Source organism: Phaeacidiphilus oryzae TH49, assembly GCF_000744815.1.
GTDB lineage: Bacteria > Actinomycetota > Actinomycetes > Streptomycetales > Streptomycetaceae > Phaeacidiphilus > Phaeacidiphilus oryzae.
Map to the genome: position 1 here is coordinate 3,832,291 of NZ_JQMQ01000005.1, position 12,595 is coordinate 3,844,885.

Sequence of the window (12,595 nt, forward strand, 5' to 3'; positions counted from 1 at the left end):
TGTTCGACTTCGTCAGCCCGTTACGCTGAACCGCATGACCGAACCGGAGGCCGCCGCCGTCAACCCCGCGGACCGCGCCCGCGCTCTCCTGCGCGTGCCCGGCTACCGAAAGCTGTGGACCGCGCAGGTCGTCGGCGGCGTCGGCGACCGGCTCGCGCTCCTGGTACTGGTCGCTCTGGTGTTCCACACCGCCGGCGAGAACCAGTCCTTCGGCGGCGGCTACCGCGGCCCGCTGCTGGCGCTGGCCCTGGCCTTCGTGGCGCGGCTGGTCTCCACCGTCCTCTTCGGCGCGGTGCTGCTCGGCCCGCTCGCCCAGCTCGCCGCCCGCCCCGGGCTGGACCGCAAGTGGCTGATGGCCGGCTGCGACCTGCTGCGGATGGCGCTGCTCGCGGTCGCGCCCTTCTGGGTGGTCTGGACCGGCCAGTCCGCCCTCCTCTGGCTCTTCGTCAGCGTCTTCGCCACCGGCGCCGTCGAACGGCTGTGGCAGGTGACCCGGGAGGCCACCGCCCCCGCGCTGCTCCCCGGCTCGGGCTCCGAGCTGGAGGCCGGCGCCCGCCGTCCCTCGCTCGACCAGCTGGAGACCGTCCGCTGGACCGACCTGTGGACCGGCTACGCGGCGGTGCCGCTGGCCGCCCTCGCCTTCGTGGTCCTCACCCTGGTCGACAACGCCTTCGCGACCGGCGTCGGCTGGCTGTACTCGCACCAGACCACGGCGGCCTCCTGGGGCGCGGCCGCGGCCTTCCTGGCCTCCGCCGTGCTGCTCTACCTCCAGGAGCTGCCCGGCGCGGAGGCCGGCACCAGCTACCCGCCGCGCTCCCCCCTCCAGGGCCTCCGCGCCCCCGCGGACACCGACCGCTCCACCTCCCCGCTGCGCCGCGGCCGCACCGGCGTCTCGGCGTACGCGACCCTCTCGGTGGCGGCCGGGGCCGGCGCGCTGGCCGCCGTGGTGGCGATCGGCCTACCGCTGGTCTACGAGATGTACGCCGGACCGATCGGGTTCGGCCTCTTCGTGCTGGCGGCGAGCGCCGCACCGCTGCTCGGCCGCCGGTTCGCGGCCGGCCTGCTGCCCGCGCTGACCCGGCGCCGGCTGCTGCCGCTCGCGCTCGGCACCGCAGGGATCGCGCTGATCCTCAGCGGTCTGGTCGAGGACTACGTCTTCTCGCTGGTGCTGCTCACCTTCGCCGGTCTGGCGATCGGCGTCGCCGCCCGGCTCGGCCGGGTGCTGCTGGACGTCGAGACCGAGGAGTCCCGGCGGCCGCGGGTCGCCGACCACCAGCACGCCGTGGTGCGGGCCGTGGTGGCCGCCGCGCTGGTGCTCGCTCCGCTGCTGGCGGCCGCGATCGGGCCGCAGCAGTTCGGCTCGGGCTCCTTCGACTTCGACCACGGCGGGGCCGGTCTCGCGGTCGCGCTGGTCGGGCTGCTGGTGCTGGCCGCCTCCTGGGTGGTGTGGTGGAAGGTCGACGATCGGCGGAGCGACGTGCCGCTCTCCCGGGACGTGTGGGAGGCGCTGCGCGGCGGCGAGCGGGCGGTGCCCCGGGTCGGGGCCGGTACGGGTTTCTTCATCGCCCTGGAGGGCGGGGACGGCGCCGGGAAGTCCACCCAGGCGCAGGCGCTGGCCGAGTGGATCCGCGGCAAGGGCCACGAGGTCGTCGTCACCCGCGAGCCGGGCGGCAGCGCCGTCGGCCAGCGGCTGCGGGCGATGCTGCTCGACGTGGGCAACACGGGGATCTCGCACCGTGCCGAGGCGCTGCTCTACGCGGCCGACCGGGCCGAGCACGTGGACTCGGTGATCCGTCCCGCGCTGGAGCGCGGCGCCGTGGTGATCACCGACCGGTACATGGACTCCTCCATCGCCTACCAGGGCGCCGGCCGCGACCTCTCCGCCGCCGAGGTGGAGGGGATCTCCCGGTGGGCCACCGGCGGGCTGCTGCCGGACCTGACCGTGCTGCTCGACGTCGACCCGCTGAAGGCGCGGGAACGGTTCACCGAGGCGCCGGACCGCCTGGAGTCCGAGCCGGAGGACTTCCACCGCCGGGTCCGCACCGGCTTCCTGTCGCTGGCCACCGCCGACCCGGCCCGCTACCTGGTGGTCGACGCCGGCCAGGAGCCGTACGCCGTCACCACCGCGATCCGGCACCGGCTCGACCGCGAACTGCCGCTCTCCGAGCAGGAGTTGGCGGCCAAGGCGGAGCAGGAGCGGCTGGCCCGCGAGGAGGCCGAGCGGAAGGCCGCCGAGGAGGCCCGCCGCAAGGCCGAGGCCGAGGAGGCCGAGCGGAAGAAGCGGGAGCTGCTGGAGCGGCTCCGCAAGGAGGCCGAGGAGCGCGAGCGGGAGCGCCAGGCGGAGGAGGACCGGCGGGCCGCCGAGGCCGCCCGGCTGGCCGCCGAGGAGGCGCGGAGGCGCGCCGAGGAGGAGGCCAGGCGCCGGGAGGCCGAGCGCCGGCAGGCCGAGGAGGCCAGGCGCCGGGCGCGGGCCGAGGAGCAGCGGCGGGCCGAGGAGGAGGCGGCCAGGCTGGCCGAACTCCAGCGGCAGCGCGAGGAGAAGCGCGCCGAGGAGCGCAGGCGCGCGGAGGAGGCGCTGGCCGAGCGGGCGCACGCGGGGGACGCGGGCGGCTCCGGCGCCGTGGACGACTCCGGCGCTGTGGACGACTCCGGTGAGAAGACGGCGGAGCTGCCGCTGCCCTCGGTCGCCGGGCCGGAGGCCGCGGAGCCGCAGGGGACGGGTGCGGCTGAGGCTGGGGCCGAGGACCGGACCCAGGTGCTGCCGCGGGTCCAGAACTCCGGGGCAGGAGCCGGCGCCGGCGGCGGCGCGGCTGCCGACGCCGAGGCCACCGAGGTGCTGCCCCGGACCCGGGCCGCCTCAGGAGCGGAGGACGAGACCGCGGTCCTGCCGGCCGTACCGGCCGAGGGCGCGGTCGACCCCGCGCGCCCGGCGGGGCCCGCGGGCGGGCGCGGGCGCAAGGCGGCGCACCCGCCCGTGGCCGGGACCGGCGAGGAGGACACCCGCGAGCTTCCGCTGCCGCAGGACGACGCATACGGGGCGGCCGAGCCGGAGGAGTCCGACCCCCATCGGCCGGACGCGGGGGCGCCCGCGGCGGGGGCGCCCGCGGCGCCCGCGGCCCCTGCGGCCGCCGACGCCCCCGAGGAGGTCGGCGAGGCCGGGGAGGCCGGAGAGGCCGGGCCCTCGCTGGCCGACGACCTCCTCGGTCCGCGGGAGCCCGCCGACCCCGCCGCTGAGGAGGACGGGGACGAGGACCAGACCCGCACGCGTGGCCGCGGCCGCGGCCGCCGCCGGGGCTGAGCCGGCGGTCCGTCCCGGACTGTCGGTGGGGGCCGATACCCTTTCCGGGTGAGCGTGTGGGACGACCTGGTCGGGCAGGACCGCGTGGTGGAGCAGCTGATCGCCGCCGCGCGCGGGGCGCGCGCCCTGCTGGGCCGGGGGCCCGGCGGCGACGCCTCCGCGATGACCCACGCCTGGCTCTTCACCGGCCCGCCCGGCTCGGGCCGGTCCACGGCGGCCCGGGCGTTCGCCGCCGCGCTGCAGTGCACCAGCCCGGACGGCGAGCTCGGCGGTCCGCCCGGCTGCGGCTACTGCGACGGCTGCCACACCGCCCTGGTCGGCTCGCACGCCGACGTCGAGTCGGTGCGCACCGACGTCCTCTCGATCGGCGTCAAGGAGACCCGCGAGCTGGTCCGGCGGGCCTCGATGTCCCCGGCCGGCGGCCGCTGGCAGGTGATCATCCTGGAGGACGCCGACCGGCTGACCGAGGGCGCGGCCAACGTCCTGCTGAAGGCGGTGGAGGAGCCGGCGCCGCGTACCGTCTGGCTGCTCTGCGCGCCGTCGGTGGAGGACACGCTGCCCACCATCCGCTCCCGCTGCCGCCTGCTGACGCTCCGTCAGCCGGGGATCGACGCGGTGGCCGACATGCTGATGCGGCGGGACGGCATCGAGCCGGAGCCGGCCGCGTTCGCCGCCCGAGCCGCGCAGGGGCACATCGGGCGCGCCCGGCGGCTGGCCACCGACGAGCGGGCGCGGGCCCGCCGCGAGGAGGTGCTCCGGCTGCCGCTGCGGGTCGACGACCTGGGGGCCTGCCTGGCCGGAGCGCAGCGCCTGGTCGACGCCGCGGCGGAGGACGCCAAACAGGCCGCGGAGGAGGGCGACGCCAAGGAGACCGAGGAGCTGCGCGCCGCCCTCGGCGCCTCCGCCGGGATCGGCGGCCGGATGCCGCGCGGCACGGCGGGGGCCATGAAGGAGCTGGAGGACCGGCAGAAGCGGCGGGCCACCCGCACCCAGCGGGACTCCCTCGACCTCGCGCTGACCGACCTGGCCGGCTTCTACCGGGACGTGCTGGCCGTGCAGTTCGGCTCGGCCGGCGCGGTGGCCTCGGCCGACAGCGCGGGCGTGGCCCAGGTGGCCTCCGCCTCCACGCCGGAGGCCACCCTGCGCCGGATAGAGGCGATCCTCGCCTGCCGAAGGGCGCTGGCCCGCAACGTCACCCCGCTGCTCGCGGTGGAGGCGATGATGACCGCGCTGCGCGCGGGCTGAGCGCCTGCTGAGGGACGGCCGATCGCCGGAGCGACCCCGCCCGGAAGAGGAGATCCGGTCTTCGCCGCCCGCGGAGGTCGAGGGAAACCGGCGGAGACCTGCTGACACTCCCCCTTGCGCCGGACGGGTGGCGTTGCCGGGGGCGCGCGCCCCGGCGGTGGAACCTGAGCGCATGGTGATCGCTTGCGTGCTGGCAGGTCTGCTGCTCACCGGCTGGCCCGCCAGGGCCGCCCTGCATGCCTGGCGAGAGCAGCGCGCCGGGGCGGCGTACGAGCTCCCGATGGACTTCCGGGACGTGTATCTGCGCGGAGGCGCCGCGGTGGCGGTGCTCCTCTGCACGGTGGCCGGGGCGGTGTGGGCGGGTGCCGAGGGCGGCGGGGCGGCCGCCCGCGCCGGGGCCGCCCGCACCGGGGCCGAGGCCGGAGTCGGGGCCGGAACAGGCCGCGGAGCCGACCCGACGCGGGACGTCGCCTCCTCGGCCGCCTCGCCGGCCGGTCCCGCCACCCTCCCCTCGCACTTCGTCAGGACCGGTGCGGCGTACGGCGGCAGCTGGTGGGCGGCGCGGATCGGCGGCTCCGGGCCGACGCGGATCTGGGTCCCCGGGGGCCGTGGCGCCCCCCGCCCGCTGCGGGTGCTGGCCGGCCCGCAGGCGCTCCTGCCGGACCTCGCCTCCGCCACCGGCAACGGGTACGGCGGCCCCTTCGCCCTGCTGGTCGGCGCGGACGGGCCGGACGTCCGGCGCGCGGCCAGAGCCGTCCTCCCGCTGGCCGGCCGGGACGGAGGCTGGGGCGTCATCGGCATCGGCGCGGGCGCGCCGGAGGCCGTCCGGCGGGCACTCACCGAGCCGGGCCGGTACGCCGCCGGCGCGGGCGTGGCCGGCCGGTACCCGGCGCCGTACCCCTCGGCGGCGAAGGGCGCCCACGTACTGCTGGCGAACGCCCACCGGGACCGCGCCGGGGTGGCGTCCGCGCTGCGACTGCGGGCGGCGGCGCCGGCCGCGGTGCACGTCTCCTCGAACGCCCGGGACTTCCTGCCGGCCCGGGAGCGCTATCGTCTGGTCCGCCAGGCGCTGGTCTATCTCACCGGCCGGCTCTCACTCCGCTGACGACATGATCGACGTACCGTCACCAGACGGACAGAGCAGGCGAAGTGACATATAGTCACCGATAGTTCACGAGGCAGCGCAACAACCAGGCAGCAGGCAGCGAAGAACGGGGCGTGTGGTGGCCGGAGCCCGGCGGGACGGGGAAGTACGGCGGCGGAGCGGGCGGGCGGCCGCCGGAGCGCTGGCGCTGGGGGTGAGCCTGGCCCTGGTCGCGGGCTGCGGCGCCGGCCCGAGGGCGTCCGCCCGCAAACCGTCCGCCACGTCCTCCTCGACCTCCTCCTCGGACACCCGGCTGACCGCCTCCGCGTCCCCCCTGGAGGCCCTGCCCGCGGCCGTGCCCGCGGCCCTGCAGCCGTACTACCACCAGAAGTTGCGCTGGAAGGCCTGCGACGACGGCTTCCAGTGCGCGACCGTCCGGGTGCCGATGGACTACGACCACCCGGGCGCGGCCGGCGGCGGCGACATCGCGCTCGGCGTGGTCCGCAAGCAGGCCTTCGGCTCCCACCGGCTCGGCTCGCTGCTGGTGAACCCGGGCGGCCCCGGCGGCTCGGCGGTCGACTACGCCGAGTTCGCCGGGATGAGCTACCCGCTGCCGGTGCGGAAGGCGTACGACATCGTCGGGGTGGACCCCCGGGGCGTCGGCCGCAGCCGGCCGGTGAGCTGCCTCAGCGACAGCCGGATGGACGCGTACACCGAGGTCGACCAGGACCCCAGGACCCCGGCCGGGATCGACGCCCTGATCCGGGCCGACCGGGAGTTCGCGCAGGGCTGCGCCCAGCACTCCGGGAAGCTCCTCGGCCACGTCTCCACCGTCGAGTCGGCCCGCGACATGGACGTGGTCCGGGCCGCCCTCGGCCAGCCGCGCCTGGACTACCTGGGGAAGTCCTACGGCACCTTCCTCGGCGCGACCTACGCCGGGCTGTACCCGAGCCGGGTCGGGAAGATGGTGCTGGACGGCTCGATGGACCCGGCCATCGACACCCGCACCTCCAACGAGCAGCAGGCGGGCGGGTTCCAGACCGCGTTCGCCTCGTTCGCCAGGGACTGCGCCAAGCGGCCCGGCTGCCCGGTCGGCAAGGACCCGGCGAAGGCCGGGCAGCAGCTGGACGCCCTCTTCGCGGCGCTCGCCAAGCACCCGGCGCCGGCCATGGGCGGCCGCAGCCTCGACCAGCCGCTGGCGATGACCGGGGTGCTGGCCGCGATGTACGACCAGACCGAGTGGCCGCAGCTGCGCACCGCGCTCGCCCAGGCCCAGCGGGGCAAGGGCGCGCCGCTGCTGGCGCTCTCCGACCAGTACTACGAGCGCGACCCCAAGGGCCACTACAGCAACCTGATGTACGCCAACATGGCGGTGAACTGCCTGGACCAGCCGTCCGCGGCGACCACGGCGGCGCAGGTCGAGCACCAGCTCCCGGCCTTCGAGAAGGCCTCCCCGCAGTTCGGCGCCTCCCTGGCGTGGGCCGGCCTCTCCTGCGCGTACTGGCCGGTGAAGGCGACCGGCGCGGCCCACACCGTCCCGGCGGAGGGCGCCCCGCCGATCATCGTGGTCGGCACCACCCGCGACCCAGCTACCCCGTACGCCTGGGCCCAGTCCCTCGCCGGCCAGCTGAGCTCCGGCCGCCTCCTCACCTACGACGGCGACGGCCACACCGCGTACTCCCGCGGCAGCACCTGCATCGACAACGCCATCGACGCCTACCTCCTGGCCGGCACCGAGCCCCGCGCCGGCCTGGTCTGCCACTGACCCCGATCTGGTTTCTGATCTGCCCCCGGGTCTGTGTAAACTGACCCGCGACCGCCCCACCGGGACCCGGTCACGCCTCCTTAGCTCAGTCGGCCAGAGCGACGCACTCGTAATGCGTAGGTCATCGGTTCGATTCCGATAGGAGGCTCCACGGAAGCCCAGGTCAGACACTCGTCTGACCTGGGCTTTTTCGTGTCACTTCATCCGGCGGCGGCGCCGGGCGCGGGCTGCTCGACTGTCCCTGGTCTCAGTCTTGGTCTCAGTCGGGGGCTGAACGGCAGGCCAGAAGGTGTCTCCCATCCGCCGCATGGCGTCCTTCGAGAGGCTGGACCGGCCCTTCACGTAGCGGCGGGTCTGGCTGATCTGGGTGTGCCGAAGGATCTCCATGATCGTCGGCATGTCCACCCCCAGCTCGTTCAGGATCGTGCCGGCCGTGTGCCTGCTTCCGTCGTACAGCCGCCGGTCGGCGATGCCGGCCTCTTGGAGCAGCTCCTTGAACTCCTCCCAGTCCTGCCGGGGGTCGATCGGCTGCCCGTCGGGGCGAGCGAACAGCACGTCGTAGTCCTCCCAGAGTTCGCCGGCCGCGGCCCGCTCCTCCGCCTGCCGGGCCCTGTGCTCGACCAGGTGCGGGATGAGCGGCGGCGGGATCGGTACGGGTTCCTGGCTCTTCTTCGTCTTCGGCCTAGTGAAGACGAGTCCGCCGCCCGTGCGCTCGGGGCAGGCGCTCGCGTGCCGCGTGCACTTCTTCGGGCATGGCTTCGGGCACCCCCGCTTGTAGCCGCGATGCCGGACGCACTCCGGCGGGCAGGACTCGAAGCGGTGCAGCCGTTCGCCGCAGGCGTGCGGGTCCTCGCAGCCGTGTCGCCAGGTGAGCCGCTGAAGCTGCCACGACGGATGGAAGAGCCCGGCGTCCAGGTCGACGTACGACCAGCGAAGCCCCAGGGTCTCGCCCTGCCGGAAGCCCATCCCGACGCCGATTGCCCAGCGCATGAACGTCGACCGCTTCGCCGCGGCTTCGAGGAACGCCTTCGCCTCCTCCGTGGTGAACGGATTGGCCTCGGTCTCCTCCGCGGAAGGCGGGTCCACCAGCGTGGCGACGTTCTCTCCCACGATCCGGCGGCGGTGCGCGATTTTCAGGGCCCGGGACAGAATCCGGTGCACCTTGAGCACGTGAGAAGCGGCGTGTCCGCGAGCCAGCATGGCCGCGTACGCCTCCTCCAAGTGCTCCGGGGCGAGCTTGTCCAGCCGATGCCCGCCCAGGGCCGGGATGATGTCGTTGCGGGTCTTCGACCAGTAGTCATCGAGGGAACGCGGCTTGAGCTTCAGGCTCGCGATGGTGGTGAGGTAGGTCTCCATCCACTGGGCGACGGTCGGCACGCGGCCGGCCTTGGGCGCCCGGTTCTCGTCCCGAAGCTTCTCCAACTCCCGTACCTTGGCAGCTACTTCGGACCTGGTCTTGCCGCGCCGGTGGCGCCGGTCCGGGCTGCCATCGTTCTTGACGCCCATGGTGACGCGACCGTGCCACCATCCGTCGCTGCCCTGGTAGATGGTCGATTCCATGTTGGCCTTACGGGTCCCCACGCTGCCTCCACGACGAAGGGGCAGGCCGGAGAACCGGCCCGCCCCTGCTGCTCTGTGCTGACTGGGACTGCTACTTGAGGTTGCGAACGAACTCTTCGAGGTCCGTCCGGCGGATCCGCCGCGAGCGGCCGCGCTTGATGAACTTCAACTCGCCGGTAGCCATCAGCTCGTACACCGTCGACTTGCCGAAGCGGAGTGCCTCGGCAGCCTCAACCGGGGTGTACAGGAGGGGCGCGATCGGGGCGGCGGTCGTGGGGGTGCTCACGGTTGGTGCCTCCTGAATCCGAGGGCCTTCTTGGAACTGCATCTGTCCGAAGTTCGGATTTCTGCGTCATCGCGTCACCCGCGTCACTCAGGGCACTTGACCTGCGATTTTGTTTGACGCAGTGGTCAGCGGGTGCGTCACACGTGCGGTACGCGCTGCGTCATCGGGTGACGCAGGTGACGCAGGGGCGACGCGGAGTCCGGTCTCTGCGTCACAGTTCTCGTCGCAGGTCATAGGCCGTGCAGCGCCCCGCGTGACGCAGGTGACGCAGCGTCTTCCACTTAGGACAAAAGAGGAGCGGCTGTTGTGGTCGGGTGTGCCTCAGAACGTGAAGAAGGAGCCGCTTCGCGGCGCGTCCTTCAGGCGGCGCTGCGCGCCGAACAGCAAGAGGAGCACGTCGCGGCGCCTGGTGCTCCTCTTGCTTGTCCGGGCGAGGCGAGCGCGGTCAGAACATGCGCTTCTGCTCGGGCGGCGGCGGGGCCGGCTGTCGGATCATTTCGAGGTACCGGCCCGTGCGTGTGCGCCCCGAATCGATGAGGACTCCGCGGGCGGCCAGGGTGGGTTGGAGGCGCTTGAGCCGGTCGGAGAGGACCTTGCCGGTGGTCGGCCAGCCCTTGGGCAGGGGGCGCACCTCATCGCTGCTGTAGAGGCCGCTGAGCAGGTGCAGCCACTCCGTGGAGGTCATCCGCTGCTCTGCGCCCGGCTCAAGGGAGTTGGCGTGCCGGAGGACGGTCTGCGCGAGTAGGTCACCCTCGATGACGTCGTCGTTCAGGTCGTCCAGGCTGGCCCGGTAGGCGGCCAGTGACGCGAAGCCTGTCGCGGCGTCGAGCTGCGCGCACAGGTGCGCGAAGTCGGCCATCCGCAGATCGGTCGGGGTCTCCGCCTCGGCCGCGCGGACCTTCACGGTGAGGTCCAGGAGCGAGCCGAGGATCACCGGCAGCGCCTCCTCATACTCCGCCCACAGCTCCGCCTCGGTGCGCCGCACCGCGGGGCGTTCCAGCCGCAGCGGGAGGAGGCGTTCGGCCAGGTCGGGGCGGATGACTCCGACGTCGATGCCGGTGAGCAGCATCGGGCGGCGGTAGCGGGCGCGGAAGACATCCCCGTCGGTGAACAACGCCCGCTTGACGTTCTCCGCCCCCGTGACGATGCAGCACATCGCGTCGGACAGATCCGGGGTCATGTGGGAGAGGTTGTCCAGGGCGGTGACCCAGCCGGCCGCGACTGCGGCGATCAGGTTCTCCTCATCCTTCGGGGCCCGGCGCAGGTCCCCGCTCATCCCCTCGATGATCCGCACCAGCATCCGGCCCCCGGTGGACTTGCCCGCCCCCTGAGGACCGGTCAGGAACGGGGCGGGGACGGGGACGGAGGGTCCGAGGCAGCCGATCAGCCAGGCCAGGGCCAGGCATTCCGCGTCGGCGTTCGCGAAGTTGCACAGCCGCAGCAGCAGATCGATGCCCTTCTCCCCGGTGTCCCTGGCCGGCAGAGGCAGCTCCCCGGTGAGCTGGGTGCGCCGCCAGCACACCTCCCGCGGATCGGGCACCGTGATCTCCCAGCCGGTGGGGTGGATACGCACGGACTGCCCGTCGGCGCGACCGAGGTCCAGCCAGGTCGCGCCGTCGAAGCCGGGCGCCACACGGATATGGACCGGCTGTACGTCCTCGGTCAGTGCGAGTGCTTCGATCAAGTCCAGCGCCTCCTTCAGCGCGGTGCCATTGAATACGCCGCAGCCGTCGCGGAACAGGCCGACCATGAGTTCCTGGCGGTGGCTGCCGGTGGTGCCCTGCGAGCGGATCGGGCGGGCGACGGGGTGGCCGTTGCGCTGGGCGTAGACGGTGCCGTCGGCGGTGCGGAAGTACCGGAAGTGGGCTTGGGCGTAGTCGGTGATGATCTCGCGGGCCGGTGTCTTCTCGTCCTCGGCCATGCTCAGATTCCCAACGTGGTACGGGCGTTGGTCCACGCCTCTGCGCAGTGCCGCGGCGACTCGCCGCGGTGCTGCGCCGCGGTGAACAGCCGGGCGACGTGCGCGTCGGTCAGGCAGCCGCAGTGGCCGTGCGTGGCCAGCACGGCCAGGAACGTGCCGTAGACGGCGTTGTGCACGCCGCTCGGAGCCTCGGTGATGCGCTGCTCCGCCATCGCGATACCGCGCTCCAGGAAGACCGGCGTACGGTGCCGGCACGTCCCGCCCCCGACCGGCGCGGATGCGGTGACCGACTTCGGTGCGGGTCGGGCCGGGGCCGCGGTCAAGGCGCGCACCGCGTCCGGTAGGGCGGCCATGGTGCCGGTTCCGGGTCCGAGCCAGCGGGCGTAGGCCATCGTGGACTTCAGGTCCACGCCGGGCCGCACGGCGTTCGCCGAGGGCATCGTGCCGCGGTAGAGCCAATGCTCACCCCGGGTGGTGGGTACGGTCTGCGTGGTGGGCAGGTGCTCGCGGGCCCACACGATCGCGTCGGCGTCGTCCAGGTCCACGACTGTCAGCCCCGCCCCGCCGGGGTGGTAGGCGACAGCGCTCGCGTGCTGCCAGGCGCGCTGCCAGGGCCGGGATGTGATGACGTCGGGGTCGGTGGTCGCGGCGGCCCAAGCGTGGCAGGGCTTCGGGCAGGTACACGGGCCGGGGGTCTTCATGTGGGGCCGGCCGCCGCAGGCGTTGCCCGCGCAGGCCGGGCAGTTGCCGAACGGCACCTTCCCAGCCCGCAACGGCAGCACAGGCACCCCGGACGCGGCCAAGGCAAGGGCGGTACGTAGGTGCTCTCCCGGATTGGGGATGGGTTGCGTCATGCTGGGGACCTCCGCAGGTCTGATGAGGACTGGAGATCAGGGCGGCCCGTACTCGCCAAAGTCCCGGGCCGTCCTGCCATTTCTGCTGCTCAGCCGTGGAAGTGGTTGCGCTTGAACACGGCCTTGCCGATGTTCACCGTTGTCCCCTCACGGCCGTGGTCGCGGCCGGTGTGGGCGAGGATCTGCGCGATGACGAAGCCGCCGAAGAGGATCGCGGCGAGGATGATCAGGTGCTCGATCAGTGCCGTCAGGGCGACGATGAACGTGGTCAGCAGGGCTAGCCCGCCGCACACCGCGGCGAAGCCGACGCCGCCGAGCGCAAGGTTCACCGCGAGACGGGAGGCGGCCGGCCGTTGCTGCTCGGCGACCGGCGCCGAGGCAGACGTCGCGGGGGGCGGGGTGAGCGTGTAGCCGGTGACGATGCGGCCGTCCGGGAGCTGGACGCTCTGCACGTCCGGTATCGCCCCGGGCACGACCGTGAGCGGCGCCGCGGTGGGGGTGAGCGGGATGGGGTGGTGGACCTGAATGGCCGTCTCGGGGCGGCCGTTGAAGGGTGTGGGGCGGTTCATGGAACGGGTCCTT

General features: G+C 73.9%; 9 protein-coding genes and 1 tRNA gene. 5 read left to right on the forward strand and 5 right to left on the reverse strand.

Translation table 11 applies throughout. From position 1 onward, the window contains the following. The first annotated feature begins 34 nt into the window (after positions 1–34). The 5 genes from tmk (at position 35) to BS73_RS20810 (ending at position 7,543) form a co-directional block, all read left to right on the forward strand. On the forward strand, positions 35–3,298 hold the full coding sequence (gene tmk, locus BS73_RS20790; RefSeq protein WP_051940178.1) for a dTMP kinase: 3,264 nt from the start codon (positions 35–37) through the stop codon (positions 3,296–3,298). Positions 3,299–3,346: 48 nt separating this feature from the next. Then, positions 3,347–4,543, forward strand: a complete 1,197-nt coding sequence (locus BS73_RS20795; RefSeq protein WP_037574676.1) for a DNA polymerase III subunit delta' — start codon at positions 3,347–3,349, stop codon at positions 4,541–4,543. Between the two features lie 172 nt (positions 4,544–4,715). After that, positions 4,716–5,648, forward strand: a complete 933-nt coding sequence (locus BS73_RS20800; protein WP_037574679.1) for a hypothetical protein — start codon at positions 4,716–4,718, stop codon at positions 5,646–5,648. Between the two features lie 118 nt (positions 5,649–5,766). Beyond that, positions 5,767–7,392 carry an alpha/beta hydrolase gene (locus BS73_RS20805; RefSeq protein ID WP_407675142.1) on the forward strand — a complete coding sequence of 542 codons (1,626 nt, stop codon included), beginning with the start codon at positions 5,767–5,769 and terminating at the stop codon, positions 7,390–7,392. A 74-nt stretch (positions 7,393–7,466) separates the two neighbouring features. After that, positions 7,467–7,543 (forward strand) — tRNA-Thr (locus BS73_RS20810). A gap of 44 nt (positions 7,544–7,587) precedes the next feature. Here BS73_RS20810 and BS73_RS20815 read toward each other — a convergent pair. The 5 genes from BS73_RS20815 to BS73_RS20835 all read right to left on the reverse strand — a co-directional run bounded on the left by BS73_RS20815 (position 7,588) and on the right by BS73_RS20835 (position 12,582). Next, positions 7,588–8,973 (reverse strand): tyrosine-type recombinase/integrase, encoded by a 1,386-nt coding sequence (locus BS73_RS20815; protein ID WP_152617668.1) that lies wholly within the window; start codon positions 8,971–8,973, stop codon positions 7,588–7,590. A 70-nt stretch (positions 8,974–9,043) separates the two neighbouring features. Continuing rightward, the gene (locus BS73_RS20820; protein ID WP_051940179.1) at positions 9,044–9,280 is read right to left on the reverse strand and encodes a helix-turn-helix domain-containing protein; all 237 of its coding nucleotides are present in this window, start codon (positions 9,278–9,280) and stop codon (positions 9,044–9,046) included. A 403-nt stretch (positions 9,281–9,683) separates the two neighbouring features. After that, entirely contained in the window at positions 9,684–11,159 is a 1,476-nt protein-coding gene (locus BS73_RS20825; RefSeq protein WP_037574689.1) for a hypothetical protein, read from the reverse strand. A 2-nt stretch (positions 11,160–11,161) separates the two neighbouring features. After that, positions 11,162–12,013 carry a bifunctional DNA primase/polymerase gene (locus tag BS73_RS20830; protein WP_037574692.1) on the reverse strand — a complete coding sequence of 284 codons (852 nt, stop codon included), beginning with the start codon at positions 12,011–12,013 and terminating at the stop codon, positions 11,162–11,164. An 89-nt stretch (positions 12,014–12,102) separates the two neighbouring features. Beyond that, complete coding sequence (locus BS73_RS20835) at positions 12,103–12,582, reverse strand: hypothetical protein (RefSeq protein ID WP_037574695.1); 480 nt, start codon at positions 12,580–12,582, stop codon at positions 12,103–12,105. Positions 12,583–12,595 lie beyond the last annotated feature (13 nt).